Source organism: Pseudomonas sp. TE3644 (genome assembly GCF_056278815.1).
Genome location: NZ_JBWBQF010000001.1, coordinates 6037817 through 6060279 on the forward strand (window position 1 = coordinate 6037817; position 22463 = coordinate 6060279).

The 22463-nt window shown below is 62.0% G+C and carries 18 protein-coding genes; 8 read left to right on the forward strand and 10 right to left on the reverse strand.

Annotation, left to right across the window (positions count from 1 at the left end):
• Positions 1-60: 60 nt before the first annotated feature.
• From ACZ9GA_RS26720 to ACZ9GA_RS26730, 3 genes are all read right to left on the reverse strand, one after another.
• Positions 61-1419: a DUF3999 domain-containing protein gene (locus ACZ9GA_RS26720; protein WP_457359539.1), complete on the reverse strand. Its 1359-nt coding sequence runs from the start codon at positions 1417-1419 to the stop codon at positions 61-63.
• 10 nt (positions 1420-1429) lie between these two features.
• The gene (locus ACZ9GA_RS26725) at positions 1430-4123 is read right to left on the reverse strand and encodes a DUF2339 domain-containing protein (protein ID WP_457359537.1); all 2694 of its coding nucleotides are present in this window, start codon (positions 4121-4123) and stop codon (positions 1430-1432) included.
• 278 nt (positions 4124-4401) lie between these two features.
• Complete coding sequence (locus ACZ9GA_RS26730; protein ID WP_457359536.1) at positions 4402-6852, reverse strand: glycogen/starch/alpha-glucan phosphorylase; 2451 nt, start codon at positions 6850-6852, stop codon at positions 4402-4404.
• Between the two features lie 164 nt (positions 6853-7016).
• Here ACZ9GA_RS26730 and ACZ9GA_RS26735 point away from each other — a divergent pair, with 164 nt between their 5' ends.
• Complete coding sequence (locus tag ACZ9GA_RS26735; protein ID WP_081719215.1) at positions 7017-7460, forward strand: YkgJ family cysteine cluster protein; 444 nt, start codon at positions 7017-7019, stop codon at positions 7458-7460.
• 187 nt (positions 7461-7647) lie between these two features.
• Here ACZ9GA_RS26735 and typA read toward each other — a convergent pair whose 3' ends face one another.
• Both typA and thiI read right to left on the reverse strand, forming a co-directional pair.
• Positions 7648-9468: a translational GTPase TypA gene (typA, locus tag ACZ9GA_RS26740; RefSeq protein ID WP_455924937.1), complete on the reverse strand. Its 1821-nt coding sequence runs from the start codon at positions 9466-9468 to the stop codon at positions 7648-7650.
• Positions 9469-9607: 139 nt separating this feature from the next.
• Positions 9608-11062: a tRNA uracil 4-sulfurtransferase ThiI gene (gene thiI / locus ACZ9GA_RS26745; protein ID WP_457359535.1), complete on the reverse strand. Its 1455-nt coding sequence runs from the start codon at positions 11060-11062 to the stop codon at positions 9608-9610.
• A gap of 331 nt (positions 11063-11393) precedes the next feature.
• On the opposite strand from thiI, the gene glnA reads away from it, so the two are divergent.
• The 6 genes from glnA to ntrC all read left to right on the forward strand — a co-directional run bounded on the left by glnA (position 11394) and on the right by ntrC (position 18027).
• The gene (gene glnA / locus ACZ9GA_RS26750) at positions 11394-12800 is read left to right on the forward strand and encodes a glutamate--ammonia ligase (RefSeq protein WP_455924935.1); all 1407 of its coding nucleotides are present in this window, start codon (positions 11394-11396) and stop codon (positions 12798-12800) included.
• Positions 12801-13361: 561 nt separating this feature from the next.
• Positions 13362-13907 (forward strand): chorismate mutase, encoded by a 546-nt coding sequence (locus ACZ9GA_RS26755; RefSeq protein ID WP_457359533.1) that lies wholly within the window; start codon positions 13362-13364, stop codon positions 13905-13907.
• 198 nt (positions 13908-14105) lie between these two features.
• Positions 14106-14639 carry a DUF4124 domain-containing protein gene (locus ACZ9GA_RS26760; protein WP_457359531.1) on the forward strand — a complete coding sequence of 178 codons (534 nt, stop codon included), beginning with the start codon at positions 14106-14108 and terminating at the stop codon, positions 14637-14639.
• Positions 14636-15235, forward strand: a complete 600-nt coding sequence (locus tag ACZ9GA_RS26765) for a DUF4124 domain-containing protein (RefSeq protein ID WP_457359529.1) — start codon at positions 14636-14638, stop codon at positions 15233-15235. Before ACZ9GA_RS26760 ends, ACZ9GA_RS26765 begins: the two co-directional genes overlap by 4 nt.
• A 273-nt stretch (positions 15236-15508) precedes the next feature.
• Entirely contained in the window at positions 15509-16594 is a 1086-nt protein-coding gene (gene glnL / locus ACZ9GA_RS26770; protein ID WP_008367902.1) for a nitrogen regulation protein NR(II), read from the forward strand.
• The gene (ntrC, locus tag ACZ9GA_RS26775) at positions 16591-18027 is read left to right on the forward strand and encodes a nitrogen regulation protein NR(I) (RefSeq protein ID WP_027979879.1); all 1437 of its coding nucleotides are present in this window, start codon (positions 16591-16593) and stop codon (positions 18025-18027) included. Before glnL ends, ntrC begins: the two co-directional genes overlap by 4 nt.
• 399 nt (positions 18028-18426) lie before the next feature.
• Here the strand turns inward: ntrC and ACZ9GA_RS26780 are convergent, their stop codons facing one another.
• Together ACZ9GA_RS26780 and ACZ9GA_RS26785 are read right to left on the reverse strand one after the other, a co-directional pair.
• Positions 18427-19485 (reverse strand): IS110 family RNA-guided transposase, encoded by a 1059-nt coding sequence (locus tag ACZ9GA_RS26780; RefSeq protein ID WP_457363642.1) that lies wholly within the window; start codon positions 19483-19485, stop codon positions 18427-18429.
• Positions 19486-20091: 606 nt separating this feature from the next.
• A complete protein-coding gene (locus ACZ9GA_RS26785) occupies positions 20092-20532 on the reverse strand; it encodes a hypothetical protein (RefSeq protein WP_457359527.1) in 441 nt (146 codons plus the stop codon).
• Between ACZ9GA_RS26785 and trmL the strand changes: the two genes are divergently transcribed.
• Positions 20531-20986, forward strand: a complete 456-nt coding sequence (trmL, locus tag ACZ9GA_RS26790) for a tRNA (uridine(34)/cytosine(34)/5-carboxymethylaminomethyluridine(34)-2'-O)-methyltransferase TrmL (protein WP_457359525.1) — start codon at positions 20531-20533, stop codon at positions 20984-20986. The two genes, ACZ9GA_RS26785 and trmL, sit on opposite strands and share 2 nt — an antisense overlap.
• Before the next feature lie 163 nt (positions 20987-21149).
• Here the strand turns inward: trmL and secB are convergent, their stop codons facing one another.
• Genes secB through ACZ9GA_RS26805 form a run of 3 tightly spaced genes read right to left on the reverse strand, consistent with a single transcriptional unit; the run spans position 21150 to position 22355 of the window.
• A complete protein-coding gene (gene secB, locus ACZ9GA_RS26795) occupies positions 21150-21644 on the reverse strand; it encodes a protein-export chaperone SecB (protein ID WP_027979882.1) in 495 nt (164 codons plus the stop codon).
• Positions 21645-21685: 41 nt separating this feature from the next.
• Positions 21686-21940, reverse strand: coding sequence for a glutaredoxin 3 (gene grxC, locus ACZ9GA_RS26800; RefSeq protein WP_457359523.1), 255 nt, complete (start codon positions 21938-21940; stop codon positions 21686-21688).
• Between the two features lies 1 nt (position 21941).
• Complete coding sequence (locus ACZ9GA_RS26805; protein WP_457359521.1) at positions 21942-22355, reverse strand: rhodanese-like domain-containing protein; 414 nt, start codon at positions 22353-22355, stop codon at positions 21942-21944.
• Positions 22356-22463 lie beyond the last annotated feature (108 nt).

Sequence of the window (22463 nt, forward strand, 5' to 3'; positions counted from 1 at the left end):
AAGGTTCACGCCATCCGCTCAAGCGTAGTCCGAAAACGACCGCAGGTGGCGTGTATGGCCTTAACGGCCGGCAGGCTTGGTACGGATCAGGCTCCAGGCCATGGCGGCCAGCGCCAGCACGCCAATGATCAGCACGGTCCACAGGCTGATGCGCTTCCAGTTGGAGGCTGGAGCGGCCATTTCGGTAGGCGCGGGCTTGACGATCACCGGGGTAATGGCCAGCTCGGCGACACCGATCGCGGCCAGGCGCTGCTCGTCGGCATCCGGGATCAGCGTGGCCAGCGGCAGTTGCGCACCCACGGCGTTGGCATTGCCGATGGCCAGCCGGTACGGTCCCGCGCCCCGCGCCAGGAACACCAGTTGCACCGGGCGCACGGCCACACGCAGCAACGGTGCCTCGGCCCCCAGGCCGCCGCCGCGGTCATCGACCTGCAGCTTCAACTGGCGCAGGGTTTCGCCGCGCATGGGCAACTCGCTCTGCACCGCGTCCTGGCCGTTTTGTGTCAGGCGGTACAGCAGGCCGCTTTCCAGCGGCTCCCAGCTGCCATTGGGGTCATAGCGGCCAAACAGGTCCACGGGCGCCAGGCTGTTGGGCTGGTCCAGGCCAATCTGCACGCGCTCCACCGCCAAGGCAGCAGGCAGGGTCCAGGTGTATTCGTTGGCCTTCAGGCTACTGCCCTTGATCGGCTCGGACCACACCAGAGGCGGCGGCACATGGCTGCTGGCGCTGCTTTGCACCAGTACCTGGCTGAGCACCGGCGCCGATTGCGGCACCTGCCACAGCAAGCGCAGGTAACGCGCCGGCTGGCCGGGCAGGCTGACTTCGTGCTGCTCGATGCGCTCATCGGCAAACGACAGGCGGGCCACCTGCCCTTCGCCCCACGGGCGCCAATGCTGCAAATCGTCGCTGGCCTCGATGCTGAAACGCTGGAAGCCTTCGCGCTCACTGCTCCAGTCCAGGCTCAACTGGGTCAGGGGCTCTTTGATGGCGCTGGTGTCCAGCAGCCAACCGCGCAGCACTTCTTCGCCGGCCTCCAGTTCTTCTTCAGGCTGCACCTCGATCAGGCTGCCGTTGGGGCCGGTCTGGATGCGCACCCTGGGCGTCGCCGGGGCATCCTCGGCATCGTCGTACAGGGGGAACCACTTCACCGTGGCCTGATGCTCGCTTTGCAGATGCCGCACCGGCTCGTGCACCAGGGCGTAGGCCTGGGGCTCACCGGCGGCGTTGAACACCCGCACGTCACTCAGATCGGCCTGACGGGCGCCCAGTTGCAGGGCCAGCGGCAGGTCCAGGCGGTACCAGGGCCCCTGGCCGCTGATGCTCAACGGCACCTGATTGGCAAAATCGCCGGGTTGCTCCTGGGCCATGGCCGACAGCGCAGCAAACAGGCCCAACATTCCACACCAGCTTTTGATCATGTGCCCCATCTCAGGAATCGGCCCCCGCCGCTGCTACACGCCGTGGCGGCAGCGGGGCGAAATAGCCCACCACCAGCAACAGCACACCCACGCCAATGAACGAGACGATACGCGCCAAACCGCCGTGATTGCTCAATTCGACAAAAAACAGCTTGGCCACCACCACGGCGATCAGCCCCGCGCCTACCAGCCACACCTGGCGCCGTGCACGCAGGTGCCCGCCGATCATCAGGCCCAGCGCCAGCAGGGTCCAGACAATCGACAGACTGGCCTGCACCAGCATCGATGCCAGCAAGGCATCCAGATCATAAGGCAAGCCAGCGTAATGGTGGGCAGTGCGCATGACCATGGCGGTCAGCACGGCAAAACCCGACGCCGCCAGTTTCCAGGTGACCGGGCCGCGCATCTTCAGGCTGCGCAGGCGGCTGTCGAAGCTGCGCGCCCAGATGAACAGGGCATACAGTACCACCAGCAGGCCCAGCTCCAGCGGGTTGATCAGCGGCACATAAGGCAGCGGCTGGGCCGAGCCATCGCTGAAAAAGTTGGCCAGCCAGAACCACGCCAGCATCACCCAGGCCAGCGGCCAGGCGGCCCACCAGCGGTACGCTTGTGGATAACTGCCCAGTGGCCAGGGGCGTTCGCTGGCGGCCAGCAGCAAAAACAGCGCCGGGAAGACCGCCCAGCCCAGCCAGCGCCAGGCGTTGTAGTAACCGGACAATTGTTCTAGGCCGTAGCTGAGCTCCATCGACAGCAGCACGATCAGCAACCAGGCGCCCAGCACGTGGCTGACCGTCTGCACCCGCTGCTCCAGCCATTGCGGCAGGCGGCGCAGCGACCAGAAATGCACCACGAACACCAGCGGCCAGGCCAGCCAGCCCAGACGGCTGGCCACGTTGAAGCCGAGCCGCCAGCCCAGGGGCAACAGCAACCACGCCAATGGCACCAGCAGCAAGGCCACATGGGCCAGCCCCGACCACCGCAGGCGCGGTGCCTGCCAGGCCGCCAGCGCGGCGCTGAGGGTGAAGGCGATCAGCACGGCGGTGGTGTCCAATGGCCAATGCACAAGGCGCGGGACACCGCTGATACACGCCAGCAGCCACCACAGAGCGCCCCAGACCAGCAAGGCGGTGCCCAGCACCGTGGCGGGCCGCTCCACGTGTTGGCGCCAGGCACAGACCAGCCCGGCCACTGCCAGCAACAGGGCGCTGAAGGCGAAGTCATCACTGAGCAGGCTGTACGGCGACAGGCTCCAGCCAAACAGGCAGAAGCCTGCCGCGCCTGCCTGCAACAGCAGGGCAAACCAGCGCGCCAGTCGGCGCTGTTGGCGCAGGCCAAGCCAATACAGCCCCGCACCTTCAATGGCCCAGGCACTGCTGGTCCAGCGGGCATCCAGCCCCAGCGGTATCGCCAGGCTGGTGAAGATTACCGCCAGTGCCAGGCAGGTCTCGGTCAGCAGCGTCGCCCGCTGCGGCGCGCGGCGCGCCAGCAGCCAGGCCAGCGCCATATAAATCGCGCCCAGCCCCAACGCACTGAACGCGGCGCCAAACTCCAAATGGCGGATCAGCGCCCATTGCAGGCCGAAGCCCACCAGCGGCGGGCCGAACAGAATGGTGCCGTGCACGTAGTCACCCTGCCGCGCCGCCCAGCGCACCAGCGTGGCCCGGTCGGCATCGGCAGGTGGCTCGGGGCTGTCCAGCAAAGTGCGGCGGGCGAACAGCAGGCCGATGGCCAGGTACATGGCGAAAAACAGCCACAGGAACGGCGCAGTGCTCCAGAACAGCTCCGGGGTGTAGCTACGCGCACCCCAGGCGAAGCCGATACCGAAAGTGCCGACGAAACCGATCAGGTTCAGCAGGCGCCAGGCCTTGAACCAGGCAATGGCCAGTATGCCGGCATTGAGCAGGGCGAAATAGCTGAACAGCGCTACATGGCTGCCCGCCCCCGTCGACGCCAGAATCGGCGCGGCAAAGCCGCCCAGGGCCGCCGCGCAGGCCAACCCCAAGGTGTCCTGCAGCACTGCCAGCACCGCCGAGAACACCGTGACCGCCACCAGCAGGCCCATGGCCGGGCCCGGGTCGATCAGCGCGTTCAGGCGCATGGCCGCGAAGATGGTCAGGTACAGCACCGCCACGCCTGCGCCTTGCAGCAACAGGCCGTAGCCGCGCCGCTTGAGGCGCAGCCACCAGCCCAGGCCCAGCAGCGCCACGGCGCTGGCAGCCACCCCGGCATAGCGCACTTCGATGGGCACCACGACGCCTTCGGTGGCGTAGCGCAGCAGGAAGGCCAGGCCCAGGAACAGCAGCACCAGGCCGACGCGCAGCACGGTGTTGCCACCCAGCAGCCAGCCGCGTGCGGCGTCGAAGGCCTTGCTGAAGATATCGGGTTCGGTGGGACGTGAAGGTGGGGTGGTCCAGGCGTCCCCCGGTTCGGGCGCAGGGGCCGGGGTGGGCAGCTCCCATTCCAGCTCTACCGGTTCAGGCGCAGGTTGCGGTACGGCAACAGGCGCCCCGCCCTCCAGCGCTTGCAGCCGCGCTTGAATGGCAGCCAGTGCCTGGCCTTGTTCATTGCTGCGCCGTGTCAGCGCGCCCAGGCGAAAAGCTTGGCCCAGGGCCAACCCCAATAGCCCGCCAATGAGCGCGCCGTCGATGGATTCATCGAACACAGCGCCCAGCGCGAGGCCCAGCAACAGCAATACCCATTGCATGATCGATTTCCCTAACCGGTGTCACAAGTCCATGGCAGGGCGACAGTATATCGATTGGGCCAGTATTTGCTGACGGATATCCCGACAAGCAGAACATGCCATAAAGGGCAATTCATCAAGGGCTGTTGTGGGAGCGGGCTCTGCCCGCGAAAAGAACACCGCGGATTTACTGGAGCACCGCGGTGTTCTTTTCGTGGGCAGAGCCCACTCCCACAAGTGTCCGCTCCCACGGGCACCCACTCCCACATGGCATGGCTGCTTTCAGCAAATGAATCAGGTTACTCCAGGGCGTTCCAGATCTGCTCGGCGTATTCGCGGATGGTGCGGTCGGACGAGAACCAGCCGGTACGCGCGGTGTTGAGCACCGCCGAGTGCCACCAGCGCGCCGGGTCGTGCCACAGGTCTTCCACGCGCTTCTGCGCGTCCCAGTAGGCATCGAAGTCAGCGCACACCAGGAAGCGGTCGTAGGCAATCAGGCCGTCGATCAAACCGGCGTAGCGGGTCGAGTCGTCCGGTGAGAACACCCCGCCACGAATCGCCTGCAACACATCGTTGAGGCGATGGGAGGCGGCAATCTCGCCACTGGCACTGAACTCGCCGGCTTTCTTGCGCGCTTCCACCTGCTGCGCCGTCAGGCCGAAGATGAACATGTGCTCGGTGCCGATCAGCTCGGCCATTTCCACGTTGGCGCCGTCCATGGTGCCGATGGTCAAAGCGCCGTTGAGGCCAAACTTCATGTTACTGGTGCCCGAAGCTTCGTAACCGGCAGTGGAGATCTGCTCGGACAAATCCGCCGCCGGGATAATGCTTTCCGCCAGGCTGACGTTGTAGTTGGGCAGGAACACCACTTTCAACAGGCCACGCACCGTGGGGTCGTTGTTGACCGTGCGAGCGATGTCGTTGGCCAGTTTGATGATCAGTTTGGCCTGGTGATAACTGGCGGCCGCCTTGCCGGCGAAGATCTTCACCCGTGGCACCCAGTTGGTGCTCGGCTCGGCGCGGATGGCCTGGTACAGCGCCACCGTGTGCAGCAGGTTGAGCAACTGGCGCTTGTATTCGTGGATACGTTTGACCTGCACGTCGAACATCGCTTCGGGGTTGACCGCGATACCCAGGCGATCCTGGATGATCCGTGCCAGGGCCTTCTTGCTGGCCAGGCGCTGGGCGGCGAAGCCCTTGCGGAAATCCGACTTGTCGGCAAACGGCTCCAGATCGATCAGCCGTTGCTCGGGATGGTCGAGTACGTCCTCGCCCAGGGCGTCCACCAGCATGGAGGTCAGCGCGCCATTGGACTGGAACAGCCAGCGGCGGAAGGTGATGCCGTTGGTTTTGTTGTTGATGCGGTCGGGATACAGTTTGTGCATCTCGGAGAACACGGTGCTGCGCATCAGCTTGGTGTGCAGCGCCGACACGCCATTGACGCTGTGCGAACCCAGGAACGCCAGATTGCCCATACGCACGCGGCGGCCGTTGTCTTCCTCGATCAGCGACACCGCGCGCAGCACGTCGAAGTCGTGGATGCCTTTGGCCCGCAGCGAATCGATGTGGTAGGCGTTGATCAGGTAGATGATCTGCATGTGCCGCGGCAGCATGCGTTCCATCAGGCCCACCGGCCAGGTTTCCAGTGCCTCGGGCAGCAGGGTGTGGTTGGTGTAGGCCAGGGTGTTGACGGTGATGTTCCAGGCGGTGTCCCAGGCGATGCCGTGGGTGTCGACCAACAGGCGCATCAGTTCGGCGACTGCGATGGAGGGGTGGGTGTCATTGAGCTGGATGGCGGCGCCTTCGGCCAGGTTCAGCAGCGACGGGTGGATGTTCTGGTGGCGGCGCAGCAGGTCCTGCAGCGAGGCCGAGACGAAGAAGTATTCCTGGCGCAGGCGCAGTTCCTGACCGGCCTCGGTGCTATCGGCCGGGTACAGGACCCGCGAGATGCTTTCGGCGCGGGCCACTTCGGCCACGGCGCCCAGGTGGTCACCGGCGTTGAAGCGCTCCAGGTGCAGCTCTTCCAATGCCCGCGCACGCCACAGCCGCAACGTGTTGACGCTAGAGCCGCGCCAGCCCACCACGGGGGTGTCGTAAGCCACCGCCCGCACCGTTTCGGCCGGCCACCACACCTGCTTCTGCTGGCCACCGGCGTCCTGCACGGTTTCCACATGGCCGCCGAAGCTGATCGGGTAGATCACCTCGGGGCGCTCGAATTCCCAGGGGTTGCCGAAGTCCAGCCAGTTCTCGGTCTGCTCCTGCTGCCAGCCATCGACGATGGCCTGACGGAACAGCCCGTGTTCGTAACGGATGCCGTAGCCGTGGGCGGCCACGCCCAGGGTCGACATGCTTTCCATGAAGCACGCTGCCAAGCGGCCCAGGCCGCCGTTACCCAGCGCCGCGTCCGGTTCCAGCAGACGGATGCGCTCCAGGTCCACACCCAGGTCGGTCAACGCCTCCTTGGCGATGTCCAGCAACCCCAGGTTGCTCAGGCTGTCGTACAGCAGCCTGCCGATCAGAAATTCCAGGGAGAGGTAGTACACCCGTTTCTGCGCCTTGCGGTAAATCTGCCGGGTGTGGTCCATCCAGTGCTCGACCATGTGGTCGCGGGCGGCCAGGGCGATGGCCTCGAACCAGTCGTGATCAAAGGCATGATCAGGGTCTTTACCAACCGCATAGGTGAGTTTGGCGAGTACAGCGGCGCGGAATTCAGCCACCTCGGCGTCACGGGCAAGCGGTTCCTGAGACATTGAATGCGTCCTCTGGGAAATTGACGAATTTTAAGCAGTGGGTTGTCTGAGCCTAGACGGTTCGACACAAGGTGAAAGGCCGGGTTCGTGCTTTTCTGTAATAACCACGAAACACCTGAAGGCCTAACCGGCAAATGGTTGTTCACAATTTCACCAGTCCCGGTATGATCGCGCGCCCGATTACCCCGAAAAACCCGAACCTGATGAAAACCACCCTGATTGCCGCTGCCGAAATCGACCGCCTCGAAACCTGGCAGAAATTCACCCAGCCCATGTGCGGCGCCTGCATTTCGAGCTGCTGCACCCTGCCCGTCGAGGTGAAGATCAAGGATCTGGTGCGCATCGGCGTGGTGGACGAATTCGAGCTGGGCGACCCGCCGAAGAACATTGCCAAGCGCCTGCAGAAGGACGGCATCGTCGAGCGCTTCAATCAGAAGTCGGGGATATTCACCCTGCAACGCATGAGCAACAACGATTGCCTGTACCTGGATCGCAAGAGCCGCATGTGCACCATCTATGACAAGCGTCCGGATACTTGCCGCAATCACCCGCGGGTTGGGCCGCGTCCTGGCTACTGCGCTTACAAACCAAAAGCTGCGACGTTCTGACGGGCCTCATCGCGAGCAAGCTTTGCTCCCACAGTGTGAACCGAACCTGAGGTGTACGCTGTGGGAGCAAAGCTTGCTCGCGAGAGGCCAGTAGCATCAGCCCAAAGGGTGCAGACGAAAAACCCAGGCATAAAAAAACGCCCCCGGCCTTTCGACCGGGGGCGTTTTTCATTCAGCGAAGGCTAGATTACGCCTTGGCTTTCTTGGCAGCGCGGGTACGCTCGCTTTCGTCCAGGATCTTCTTGCGAAGACGGATGGACTTAGGAGTAACTTCGCACAGCTCGTCTTCCTGGATGTATTCCAGAGCCTGTTCCAGGGTGAAGCGAACAGGTGGAACCAGGGCGATGGTTTCGTCTTTACCCGAAGCACGCATGTTGTCGAGCTTCTTGCCCTTGGTAGGGTTGACGCCCAGGTCGTTGTCGCGGCTGTTCTGGCCGACGATTTGACCGTTGTAGATCTCCTGGCCGTGTTCTACGAACAGCTTGCCACGAGCCTGCAGGGTTTCCAGCGAGTAGGTCAGTGCCTTGCCGGTTTCAACCGAAACCAGAACGCCGTTCTGACGGCCCGACATGTGGCCCGACTTGACGGTGTCGTAACGGTCGAAGATCGAGGTCAGGATGCCAGCACCGTTGGTCAGGGTCAGGAACTGGTTACGGAAACCGATCAGACCGCGAGCAGGGATGTTGTATTCCAGACGAACACGGCCTTTGCCATCCGGCACCATGTTGGTCAGGTCGCCTTTACGCAGGCCCATCTCTTCCATGACCTTGCCCTGCGAATCTTCAGGGATGTCGATGGTCACGTTTTCGAACGGCTCTTGCTTGACGCCGTCGACTTCACGAATGATCACTTCAGGACGGCCCAGGGCCAGCTCGAAGCCTTCGCGACGCATGGTTTCGATCAGTACCGACAGGTGCAGCTCACCACGGCCCGAAACCTTGAACTTGTCAGCCGAGTCGCCTTCTTCAACGCGCAGTGCAACGTTGTACAGCAGCTCTTTGTCCAGACGGTCCTTGATGTTACGCGAGGTCACGAACTTGCCTTCTTTACCGCAGAATGGCGAGTCGTTTACCTGGAAGGTCATGGAAACGGTTGGCTCGTCGACGGTCAGCGGCTTCATGGCTTCGACGGTCAGTGGGTCGCACAGGGTGTCGGAGATGAACAGCTCTTCGAAGCCGCTGATGCAGACGATGTCGCCGGCAGCTGCTTCTTCAACGTCGATGCGGTGCAGACCGTGGTGACCCATCAGCTTCAGGATACGGCCGTTGCGGCGCTTGCCGTCGGCGCTGATCGCTACCACTGGAGTGTTAGGCTTGACGCGACCGCGAGCGATACGGCCAACACCGATAACGCCCAGGAAGCTGTTGTAGTCCAGTGCCGAGATTTGCATCTGGAACGCGCCATCACGGTCAACGGCAGGAGCCGGAACGTGATCGACAACCGCTTGGTACAGCGGGGTCATGTCTTCAGCCATGTCGGCGTGGTCCAGGCCGGCGATGCCGTTGATGGCCGAGGCGTAGACGACTTTGAAGTCCAGCTGTTCGTCGGTGGCACCCAGGTTGTCGAACAGATCGAAGATCTGGTCCAGAACCCAATCAGGACGCGCGCCCGGACGGTCAACCTTGTTGATCACGACGATCGGCTTCAGACCGGCTTCGAAAGCCTTTTTGGTCACGAAGCGAGTTTGCGGCATAGGGCCGTCTTGAGCGTCAACCAGCAGCAGAACGGAGTCAACCATCGACATCACGCGCTCTACTTCACCGCCGAAGTCGGCGTGGCCGGGGGTGTCGACGATGTTGATGTGGTAGCCATTCCAGTTGATGGCGGTGTTTTTCGCCAGAATGGTAATACCGCGCTCTTTCTCCTGGTCGTTGGAGTCCATCACGCGCTCGTCGTTGAGCTCGTTGCGCTCCAGGGTGCCGGATTGACGCAGCAGTTTGTCTACCAGGGTGGTTTTACCATGGTCAACGTGAGCGATGATGGCGATGTTACGTAGATTTTCGATCACTTGTGTATCTCGATCAGAGGATTCGGTGTGCTGACAGGTTGTGACAGCGATTTGACTTAGAGTCCCGCAAAGCCGTTACAGCTTTACGGTGGCGTCGGGGGGCCGGTGACGCAGGCCACAGGCAAACAGCCCCGGGCGCTTAGCTCGGTCGATAAACGCGCACATTGGCATGTCCCTCACTGAGCAAATGGTGGGCATGCAGGCGACTCATCACGCCTTTGTCGCAATACAGCAGGTACTGACGGGTGGGGTCCAGTTCCTTGAAACGGCTGTTCAGTGCATAGAACGGCATTGCCTTGACCTCGATGCCTTCGAGTTCAAGGGGCTCGTCTTCCTGGGCATCCGGATGACGGATATCGACGATCACCTGCCCGGCCAACGCCTGGCTGACTTCCTCGATCTCGATGTCCTGGCCCAATTCATCGATCACATTGTCGATGGAGACGAGCTTGGCGCGTTCCAGGGCCCGCTCCAGCACGGCCATGTCGAACTGCTGTTCTTCATAGGCAACGCGGTGGGGCTTGGCCTTGGTGGTGGGGTTGACCGAAATCACCCCGCAATATTCAGGCATGTGCTTGGCGAAGTCGGCGGTGCCGATTTCGTTCGCCTGGTCAATGATGTCCTGCTTATGGCTGGCAAGCAATGGACGCAGCAACAGCTTGTCGGTTGCCGCACTGATCACCGACAGGTTCGGAAGCGTCTGGCTCGACACTTGCGAGATGGCTTCACCGGTTACCAGGGCATCAATTTGCAGACGATCGGCCATGCGGCTGGCGGCGCGCAGCATCATGCGCTTGAGAATCACGCCCATGTGGCTGTTGTCGACCTTGCCCAGCAGCTCGCCCACCACTTCCTCGAACGGGATGCTGATAAACAGCACGCGCTGGGAACTGCCGTATTTCTTCCACAGGAAGTGCGCGACTTCCATCACGCCCAGCTCGTGGGCACGGCCGCCCAGGTTGAAGAAGCAGAAGTGGGTCATCAGGCCGCGGCGCATCATCTGGTAGGCGGCCACGGTGGAGTCGAAGCCACCGGACATCAATACCAGGGTCTGCTCCAGCGAGCCCAGCGGGTAGCCGCCGATGCCCTGGTGCTGGCTGTGGATAATGAAGACGCGCTTGTCGCGGATCTCCAGGCGCACTTCCACGTCCGGGGTCTTGAGCTCGATGCCCGCGGCGCCACACTGCTGACGCAGTTGGCTGCCAACGTAGCGGTCGACGTCCATGGAGCTGAAGGTGTGCTTGCCGGCGCGCTTGCAGCGCACGGCGAACATCTTGCCTGGCAGCAGGTGGCCGAAGTGCTGCTTGCACTGGGCAACCAGGTCGTCCATGTCGCCCAGGGCGTATTCATCCACTTGCAGGAAGTGGGTGATGCCCGGCACGCAGCTCAGACGCTCGATCATCTCGCGCTGAATTTTCGGATCTTCAATACGGGTGACAACCGTGAGGTTGTCCCACACGCCATCCACCACCAGCTTCGGGTCCAGTTCACGGAGCACGACGCGGATGTTCTTGGCGAGCTGGCGAATGAAGTTCTTGCGAACGGGCCGGCTCTTGATGGTGATTTCTGGGAAGACTTTTACGATTAGTTTCATGAAAAACAGCGCGCGAGGTGCCAGCCGAAAAAGGGGGGCAGGATTATAGCGGAAATTGCTCAGCTTTTAACCAGTTATCGTACAGAAGGTTTTCAGTGCACTGTTTTGGTTCGCCGCGGATTGCTAGCGCATCAAATCAGTGCGCCAAAACGGCGCATTTGGCTAAAAAAACGCCGGAATGCTTGGGTTTGGGGCGAAAAACCCATCTCGGGGCACTGGCATGCAAATTGCTCCCTTGTGAGGCAGGTTGCCTTGGCGGACTATTCGCGCCCGGCATCACCCAAATTACAGGGCTCACCACTACCAGCCCTTATTCACCCCGGAGGACAACATGTCGAAGTCGGTTCAACTCATCAAAGATCATGACGTCAAGTGGATTGATCTGCGCTTCACGGACACCAAGGGCACCCAGCACCACGTCACCATGCCAGCCCGTGACGCGCTGGAAGACGACTTCTTCGAAGTCGGCAAGATGTTCGACGGTTCCTCCATCGCTGGTTGGAAAGGCATCGAAGCTTCCGACATGATCCTGCTGCCGGACGACGAAACTGCCGTCCTGGACCCGTTCACCGAAGAGCCGACCCTGATCCTGGTCTGCGACATCATCGAACCTTCGACCATGCAAGGTTACGATCGCGACCCACGTGCCATCGCTCACCGCGCTGAAGAATACCTGAAGACCACCGGTATCGGTGACACCGTCTTCGCTGGCCCAGAGCCAGAATTCTTCATCTTCGACGAAGTGAAGTTCAAGTCCGACATCTCCGGCTCCATGTTCAAGATCTACTCCGAACAAGGTTCGTGGATGTCCGACCAGGACGTGGAAGGCGGCAACAAGGGCCACCGTCCAGGCGTCAAAGGCGGCTACTTCCCAGTACCTCCGTTCGACCACGACCACGAAATCCGTACCGCCATGTGCAACGCACTGGAAGAGATGGGCCAGGTCGTCGAAGTTCACCACCACGAAGTGGCAACTGCCGGCCAGAACGAAATCGGCGTCAAGTTCAACACCCTGGTGAAGAAAGCTGACGAAGTTCAGACCCTGAAGTACGTTGTGCACAACGTTGCCGACGCTTACGGTCGCACCGCTACCTTCATGCCTAAGCCTCTGTATGGCGACAACGGCTCGGGTATGCACGTACACATGTCCATCGCCAAAGATGGCAAGAACACCTTCGCTGGCGAAGGCTATGCCGGCCTGTCCGACACCGCCCTGTACTTCATCGGCGGTATCATCAAGCACGGTAAGGCCCTGAACGGCTTCACCAACCCGGCTACCAACTCGTACAAGCGTCTGGTTCCAGGCTTCGAAGCTCCAGTAATGCTGGCCTACTCGGCCCGCAACCGTTCGGCTTCGATCCGTATTCCTTACGTCAACAGCCCACGTGGCCGTCGTATCGAAGCACGCTTCCCGGATCCGGCTGCCAACCCATACCTGGCCTTCGCAGCTCTGCTGATGGCCGGCCTGGACGGTATCCAGAACAAGATCCACCCTGGCGATGCAGCTGACAAAAACCTGTACGACCTGCCGCCTGAAGAGGCGAAAGAGATCCCACAAGTTTGCGGCAGCCTGAAAGAAGCCCTGGAAGAGCTGGACAAAGGTCGTGCGTTCCTGACCAAAGGCGGCGTTTTCAGCGACGACTTCATCGACGCTTACATCGCCCTGAAAAGCGAAGAAGAAATCAAGGTTCGTACCTTCGTACACCCACTGGAATACGAGCTGTACTACAGCTGCTAATCCCGTGACGCTGGCGCAAGCCGCGTGATTTGAAAAAGGCCTCCTTCGGGAGGCTTTTTTTATGGGGCTGGATTTCCAGAAATGCGCATCTGCATCATGAAAATCTAGAGCCCTACACACAGGGCTGGCAACTCGATGGATCAGGCCATGGTACGGTGCAACAAATGTGGGACCGGGCTCTGCCCGGGAAGCGCCGCGCGGGCGGCGCTCGATCTAAAGGGCGCTATAACATCATCGGCTAGCACCTGGTGGCCACGACGCAATCCTGTAGCCGCTGCCGAAAGGCTGCGCTGGCCCTACGCCTCACTGTAGATCTCCAGCGTTCACACGGGCCAGCGCAGCCTGGCGGCAGCGGCTACAGGGTCGGTGGTGTTTGTTGGAGGTGCATGCCTTGGTTTTTCTGGCGCTCTTGAGATCGAGCGCCGCCCGCGCGGCGCATCGCCGCCTCACGGCAGCTCCTACATTTGTTGCAACGAGCCATGGCCTGGTGGTTCGGCGTTGCCAGCCTGGTTTGCCTGGCTTCAGGTCTATTTATGCCCCCAAAAATAAGGAAAGCCCCCCATGAAACACCCATTGATCGCCACCCTGCTGCTAACCGCCCTCGCCCAACCGGCCTTCGCCGCCGCGCCCGCCACCCTGGCGCCACTGCTGGACAGCGTGCAGCAACGCCTGGAGATCGCCCCCAAGGTAGCCCTCACCAAGTGGGACAATCACAAGCCCGTGCTGGACACCCCGCGTGAGCGCGACGTGATTGCCGGCGCCGGGAAGCTGGCCGTCGACTACAAACTGGATGGCGCCTTGGCCGAGCAGTTCTTTGCGGCCCAGATCGAAGCCAACAAGCTGGTGCAGTACGGGCTGCTGTCGCAGTGGAACCAGCAGGGCAAGGCCCCGGATACCCCGCGGGTAGACCTGGGCAAGGAGATTCGTCCGCAACTGGATGTACTGCAGAAGCAGTTGCTGGAGCGCCTGGCGGCGTTCGCGCCCTCGCGCAACGACCCGCAGTGCCCGCGCTGGGTCGCGGGGGCCATCGAAGCGCGCAAGGCTGACGCCCTGCAGCGCAGCGCGCTGATCCGCGCCACTGGCGAGTTGTGCGCTACGCCTTCCTGATCGTGTCGCGCCCTTCCCGAGCTTCGCCCGGTCCCACAGGCTGAGTTGCACCGGCACCTGTGGGACCGGGCGAAGCTCGGGAAGCGGACAACGCCGAACCCCCTGGTACAAACCCGAAACCATCCGTCGGCCATTCTGTTCTATGCTGGCACTTGGGCTAAAAGGCCCACCTCTTCCATGAGCCGACAGGATGCCTTCATGCGTTCATGCCTTATCTATTTGCTGATGCTGATTGCCCTGCCTGCCGGTGCACAGATCTACAAATACACCGATGCCGAAGGCAACACCGCCTACTCCAACCAGCCTCCCGAGGGCACCAAGGCGCAGACACTGGAGCTGCCACCGCTCAACAGCGTGCAACCCCAGACCCCGATTGCCCCCATGGTGCCCGCCCCGCGCGACCGCGACCGTGACAACGTGCAGGCCTACAAAACCCTGCAACTGACCGACATTCCCAACGAGGAAGCCCTGCGCGCCAACAACGGCACCTTCACCGTCGGCGTGCTGATCGACCCACGCCTGCGCATGGAACACCGCCTGCGCCTGTTGCTGGACGACCAGCCCTATGGCCAACCCAGCAACGTGCCGCGCCTGCAGGTGGTCAACCTTGACCGCGGCGACCATAGCCTGGCCGTGCAAGTGCTCTACAACGACAAAGTAGTGCAGCAGAGCCCGACGGTGACCTTCACCCTGCAACGCTTCCATCTGCCCCCCGCCGGAAAACGCCCATGAGTCGCCTGTTGTCAGCCCTGTTGCTGCTGGCGGTGAGCAGCACCGCCCTGGCCGAGGTGTATACCTACGTCGACGCCCAGGGCAACCGCGTGTACACCGACAAGCCTCACGCCAACGCCACCCGCATCCAGGTGCACCCCAGCAACGCCATCAGCGCCACCCCGGTGCCGCCACCTTCGGCCGCGCGCAAACGCGCCAAAAAGCAGCCCATCGAGCATTACGAGATGCTGCGCATCCTGATCCCCGACCCGGACGCTTCCATCAACGATGCCTCCGGCAACATGATCGTCACCATCACCAGCGACCCGCCACTGATGCCCAACCATGGCTACCGCGTGCTGGTGGACGGCAACGTGGTGGCCGGCCCCGCCGTCAGCCCGGTGTTCCAGCTGAAGAACATCGACCGCGGCACGCACCAATTGGCGGCAGAAATCATCGACAACGAGGAAACCGTCATCGAGCGCACGCCCGCCCAGCCGTTTCACATGCTGCGCATCTCGCTGATCCAGAAGCGCCGCAACAACCCCTGCGTCACCGCCGACTATGGCGTGCGCCCCGAATGCCCCCTGGCCGACAAGCCAGAGGACGACGAGTAAAGCCCGGCCCGCTATATTGGAAGCGCTTGCCCTATAACGGTGCGCCTTTACTGGAAGATGGCACACTAACATCCCATTTTGGGTCAAACCTGAACGAGACAGGGCTTGGCGCGTCACTAAATGGGCAGTGAAAGCGCTATTTTCCGCTGGCCACGCTTCTTTTCGGAGCCTTGGTTTGGTTCTTGCATTTTAGTTGTATCAGCGGATTACCAGCCCGCGCCGCTTCGGACCGCCGTCCAGCGGCGATGGGCCAAAAGAGGTCAACCACAGCTCATGACCATCAGTGATGCACTGCACCGACTGCTACTGGACAACCTGACCACCGCCACGATTCTGCTCAACGCCGAACTGCGCCTGGAGTACATGAACCCGGCGGCCGAAATGCTGTTGGCCATCAGCGGCCAGCGCAGCCATGGCCAGTTCATCAGCGAGCTGTTCACCGAGTCGGCCGAGGCGCTCAACTCGCTGCGCCAGGCCGTGGAGCAGGCCCATCCGTTCACCAAGCGCGAAGCCATGCTGACCGCGCTGACCGGCCAGACGCTGACCGTCGACTACGCGGTAACGCCCATCCTCAACAATGGCCACACGCTGCTGTTGCTTGAAGTACACCCGCGCGACCGTCTGCTGCGCATCACCAAGGAAGAAGCGCAGCTGTCCAAGCAGGAAACCACCAAGATGCTGGTGCGCGGCCTGGCCCACGAGATCAAGAACCCGCTGGGCGGCATCCGTGGCGCCGCACAGTTGCTGGCCCGGGAACTGCCCGAGGAAAGCCTGAAGGACTACACCAACGTCATCATTGAAGAGGCCGACCGCCTGCGCAACCTGGTAGACCGCATGCTGGGCTCCAACAAGCTGCCGTCGCTGGCCATGACCAATGTGCACGAAGTGCTGGAGCGCGTATCGAGCCTGGTGGAAGCCGAGAGTCAGGGCGGCATCACCCTGGTGCGCGATTACGACCCCAGCATCCCGGACGTGTTGATCGACCGTGAACAGATGATCCAGGCCGTGCTCAATATCGTGCGCAACGCCATGCAGGCCATCAGCGGCCAGAACGAGCTGCGCCTGGGGCGCATCAGCCTGCGCACGCGCACCATGCGCCAGTTCACCATTGGCCACACCCGCCACCGGCTGGTGACCAAGATAGAAATCACCGATAACGGACCCGGTATCCCGGCCGAACTCCAGGAAACCATCTTCTACCCGATGGTCAGCGGGCGTCCGGACGGTACAGGCCTAGGCCTTGCCATTACCCAGAACATCATCAGCCAGCACCAAGGGCTGATCGAGTGTGAAAGCCACCCCGGCCACACCACTTTCTCGATCTTCCTGCCGCTGGAACAAGGAGCCGCTTCGTCATGAGTCGTAGTGAAACTGTCTGGATCGTCGATGACGACCGTTCCATCCGTTGGGTGCTGGAAAAAGCCTTGCAACAGGAAGGCATGACCACCCAAAGCTTCGACAGTGCCGACGGCGTCATGAGCCGCCTGGCTCGCCAGCAGCCTGACGTGATCATCTCCGACATCCGCATGCCCGGCGCCAGTGGCCTGGACCTGCTGGCCCGCATCCGCGAGTCGCACCCGCGCCTGCCGGTGATCATCATGACCGCCCACTCGGACCTGGACAGCGCCGTGGCGTCGTACCAGGGCGGTGCCTTCGAGTACCTGCCCAAGCCGTTCGACGTGGACGAGGCCGTGGCCCTGGTCAAACGCGCCAACCAGCACGCCCAGGAACAGCAAGGCCTGACCGAGGTGCCTACCCTCACCCGCACCCCGGAAATCATCGGCGAAGCGCCGGCGATGCAGGAAGTGTTTCGCGCCATCGGCCGCCTGAGCCACTCCAACATCACCGTGCTGATCAACGGCGAGTCGGGTACCGGGAAAGAGCTGGTGGCCCACGCCCTGCACCGCCACAGCCCGCGGGCAGCATCGCCGTTCATCGCGTTGAACATGGCGGCCATTCCCAAGGACCTGATGGAGTCCGAGCTGTTCGGCCACGAGAAAGGCGCCTTCACCGGCGCGGCCAATCTGCGTCGCGGACGCTTCGAACAGGCCGACGGCGGCACGCTGTTCCTCGACGAGATCGGCGACATGCCGGCCGACACCCAGACCCGCCTGTTGCGCGTGCTGGCCGACGGCGAGTTCTACCGCGTGGGCGGCCATACCCCGGTCAAAGTGGATGTGCGCATCATCGCCGCCACCCACCAAAACCTGGAAACCCTGGTGCACGCCGGCAAGTTCCGTGAAGACTTGTTCCACCGCCTGAACGTGATCCGCATCCACATTCCGCGCCTGTCGGACCGTCGCGAAGACATCCCGACCCTGGCCAAGCACTTCCTCAGCCGCGCCGCCCAGGAGCTGGCCGTCGAGCCCAAGCTGCTGAAGTCGGAGACCGAGGAATACCTGAAGAACCTGCCGTGGCCCGGCAACGTGCGCCAGCTGGAGAACACCTGCCGCTGGATCACGGTGATGGCCTCGGGCCGCGAAGTGCACATCGGCGACCTGCCGCCAGAGCTGCTCAGCCTGCCGCAGGATGCAGCCCCGGTGACCAACTGGGAGCAGGCCCTGCGCCAGTGGGCCGACCAGGCGTTGGCACGCGGCCAGTCCAGCCTGCTGGACAGCGCCGTGCCGAGCTTCGAACGCATCATGATCGAGACCGCCCTGAAGCACACCGCCGGCCGCCGTCGCGACGCCGCCGTACTGCTGGGCTGGGGCCGCAACACCTTGACGCGCAAGATCAAGGAGCTGGGCATGAAGGTGGATGGTGGGGATGACGACGAGGGCGATGACGCCTGATTCGCCCTACCGTACCCAAAAACTCGCCAGCGACCCTGGCGGGTTTTTTTATGCCGTGTAGCCGCTGCCGCCAGGCTGCGCTGGCCCTGAGCCCCGCTGGAGATTTTCAGGGTTCACACCGGCCAGCGCAGCCTGGCGGCAGCGGCTATGTATGGACTCGCCCCTCCTGTCTACCCGCTTTTGAAAAACTGCCGCCCGTTGCATCTATGTATTAGGCCTATTCAAGGAAGCCGCTTTGGGCCTCTGGCCGACATTGGAAGAGCTCGTGGTATGCCGATTACAGTCAGGCCTCGAAGGCCGCTAGCCGCTTAGGCATCAATCCACGCCGATCCTATCTGGGGTCAATGTTTTTCAGCACAGGGTTGGACAGTAGTTACCTCGGTGGCAGAACTCGGTGGATCAGTGGCTCATCATCGCTGGCTGGCCGCTGCCATGCTGTCGACGATAAGTCTGGTCATTCTGTAGAAGCCTCCAGACGATACGCAGGTTGCGATTGGCCAGCCGGACCGCAGCCTGTTTGCGGCCCAGGCGGCTCATCCAGCGCAGTAATCGGCGGTCGTCGGGTTGCTCCGAATCGGATCGCAGTTGTTGCAGCACCGCGTGTGCGCCCTGGATCATCAGGCTGCGCAGATATGAATCGCCTCGCTTGCTCATACCGCCCAGGCGAACTTTATTCCCGCTGCTGTGTTGGTCGGGAACCAGGCCAAAGTAGGCCGCGAACTTGCGTGCATTGGGGAACCGTTCGGGCTGGGTTTCCTTGGCTACCAACGCCGTGGCGGTCACCGGACCGATACCGCGCACGCTCATCAGCCGCTTGGCCGTGCTGTCGGCATTTGCCGCTGCTTCCAGACGGCCCGTCAACACCGCAATGCGCTCGCCCAAAAAGCGCCATTCCGCCAGCAGTTCATCGATCAACTCGCGCAACATGGCTGGCACTGGTTGAGTGGCATCCTCCAATACTCGTGGAATTCTCTGGCTGATGGCGATATCACCTTGAGCCAGGACCACGCCGTGCTCAAGCAGCAGGCCGCGCATCTGATTACTCAATGCGGTGCGGCGGCGCACATAGCCCTGGCGGGCACGATGCAATGCCTGCATGGCAAGCGCCGCAACGCTCTTGATCGGTACTGCGCAGATTTTCTCATCACGACCGGCCCGCAAAATCGCCAACGCATCGTTACGATCGTTTTTAGGTCCTGTGCGGTGTGCTGTCACCAGCTTGGCCGGCAAAATCCGAGCCTCGACGCCCTGTTCCTGCAGCTGACGCGCCCAGGCTTGCGCACCTGGCCCCGTCTCCATCAAGACTATGACGTGGGGTGCCAGTTGTTGAAGGAATTCGTAGAACGCTTCGCGCGACTTGAGGCGTTGCTCATAGTGCACGTGGCCGAGGGCATCCTCTCCGGCAACCTGAAAGACATGTTTGGCTAGGTCGACTGCCACGGTCGTGCAAGCCGACAAATTGGCGGAAGACAAGGATTGATCAATCGAAGTATGCTTTTTCATGGACTCGCCCTCGCTGTCGTTGGCTGTTTAGACTGCCACCGTGGCGCATTGACGCCTCGGCTTGGGCGAGTCCATCCAATTACGAATTCGGGGTCTGCAGAAAATTCGCTGTATTTGTGCACTGGCTGTTTTTTGTGCACCGCCACAAGGCGTTTTTGCCCTTGGATCCCGCCAAAATGGCATGCCACTTGCGCTACGAAAAATCGCCACTCATCGGCAAACCCACGTATTTCAAGGCCTGCAGCCTTTCCATCACAAATCCGCAACACCCTGAGCGCATTTTTTCAAAAGCTGGCACGCGCTCTGCAATGTAGTAAGTGCAGGAACAGAAACACACGCCCAGTTTTGGGGTCCTTGGTACAGGCAGGCCGGGGAACCCTTCTTTACACCGGGACGCGCAGCACTCGACGAGGGTTGCGGTCCACACCCGTTTTGGGGACCTTGGTACAGGCAGGCCGGGGATTCCCCTTCTTTACAACGGGGCGCGAAGCACTCCACGAGTGCTGCGCCACCCCGCCGCTTTTGGGGACCTTGGTACAGGCAGGCCGGGGATTCCCTCTTTTATTCCTCCCGGAGGCTGAGCTTCAGCCTCCAGCGCCCATCTTCTTTCGTACCGCTGATGTCACCCTGCAAGGGGCGCGCCGCGACCACGTTCAACAACAACCCATCCTGACCCGGCTGCGTGCGCCAGTTGGCCTTCTTGCCGTCGATATCTATCTGACCATTGCGGGTCAGGCCGTGCGCCTGGAACTGCACCACCAGGGCACCGTCCACCGTGGTGGACTCCACCTTGGGCTCGCCGGTGAACCACAGCACCAAGGCTGCGGGCTGTTCCTCGATTTTCACCAGCTCCAGCACCTCGGGGTTGGTGAGCTTGCCGATCATCAGGCCTACCATCAAGCCGATAATCGCCAGCGAGAACATCACCCGCGGGAACAGGCTCGGACGCGGGTCCGGTTCAGGGGTAGAATGCTGCCCGTCTTTCAGTTCGGAGCCGTGCATGTTTCACGTCATCCTTTTTCAACCAGAGATACCGCCCAATACAGGCAACATTATACGGCTATGCGCCAACGCCGGCTGCCACTTGCACCTGATCGAACCGATCGGCTTCGAGCTTGATGACAAGCGGCTGCGCCGCGCTGGCCTGGACTACCACGAGTACGCCACGCTCCAGCGCCACGCCGACCTTGCCAGCTGCCTGGAGAGCCTGGGCAACCCGCGGCTGTTCGCCTTCACCACCAAGGGCTCCAAGCCGTTCCACGAGGTCAGCTTCGCCGATGGCGACGCCTTCCTGTTCGGCCCGGAAAGCCGCGGGCTGCCGCCCGAGGTGCTGGACCCGCTGGGCAGCGACCAGCGCCTGCGCTTGCCGATGCGTGAAGGTTGCCGCAGCCTGAACCTGTCGAACACCGTGGCTATCGCGGTGTACGAGGCATGGCGCCAGCTGGGCTTCGCCTGATCATTCTTCGTGGGAGCGGGCTCTGCCCGCGAAGGGCACAACGCGCACAGTCAGTTAAAACGCAGCGCCCTGTTCGCGGGCAGAGCCCGCTCCCACAAAATCAGAAGATGTCAGGTTCCACAAAAAAGCGCCCCGAAGGGCGCTTTTTGCGTTGCGGCAAGCCTTACTGCAGCGAAGGCTTCGGCGCTTCGCCGGCTTCCTGCATGCGTTGCAGCTCTTGCGCGTACAGGGCGTCGAAATTCACCGGGGCCAGCATCAGCGCAGGGAACGAACCGCGCACAACCAGGCTGTCCAGGGTTTCGCGAGCGTACGGGAACAGGATGTTCGGGCAGAAGGCACCCAGGGTGTGGCTCAGGGAAGCGTCGTCCAGGTTCTTGATCAGGAAGATACCGGCCTGCTGCACTTCAGCGATGAAGGCTACTTCTTCGCCGTTCTTGACGGTGACCGACAGGGTCAGCACAACCTCGTGGAAACCTTCTTCCAGCGCTTTCTGGCGAGTGTTCAGGTCCAGGGCAACGCTAGGCTCCCACTGCTGACGGAAGATGGCCGGGCTTTTCGGCGCTTCGAACGACAGGTCACGCACGTAGATGCGCTGCAGGGAGAATTGCGGGGCGTTGGCTTCTTCGTTTGCCGCGCCGTTGTTCGGTTGATCAGTCATCGCAGATCCTTCTTACATTAAGGTCGTAACGTGGTTTGAATTCAGGCCTTGAGCAGCGCGTCGAGCTTGCCGGCGCGCTCCAGGGCATACAGATCGTCACAGCCGCCTACGTGCTGCTCACCAATCCAGATCTGCGGTACCGAGGTGCGACCGGCCTTCTGAGCCATGGCGGCGCGCACTTGCGGCTGGCCGTCGACGCGGATTTCTTCGAAGGCCACGCCCTTGCTTTCGAGCAGGGCCTTGGCCCGCATGCAGTAGGGGCACCAATCGCTGGAGTAGACGACGACGTGGGTCATTTCACTTTACCAGTGGAAGATTGTCAGCGCGCCAGCTGGAAACACCACCTGACAGTTTTGCCGCGGTGTAGCCGGCCTTCAGCAGGTCGCGAGCCGTGGTACCGGCGTGCTGGCCGATGCTGTCGACGATGATCAGGGTCTTGCCCTTGTGCTTCTCAAGCTCGGCCATGCGCGAGGCCAGCTTGTCCTGAGGGATGTTCAGCGCGCCGACGATGTGGCCGGTGGCGTAGTCTTTCTTGGCGCGGATGTCGATGACCACGCCCTGCTCGGCGTTGACCAGTGCGGTCAGCTCACGTGGGCTCAGGCTTTTGCCGCCACGGCTCGCTTCCAGCGCAAGCAGCATGATCAGCAGAATGGCGAAAGCGCCGACGAGCAGATAGTGATTTGTGGCGAATTGGAGCAGGTGATCGACCATCAGCAGATTCCAGGGCGTTAAAATGTCGGCCAGTATACACAGCAGCCAAAGTGGACCAAAGCCCGCCGGGCGCAACCTTCACGGAACCGGCCCCCCGCTTGCCTTGTC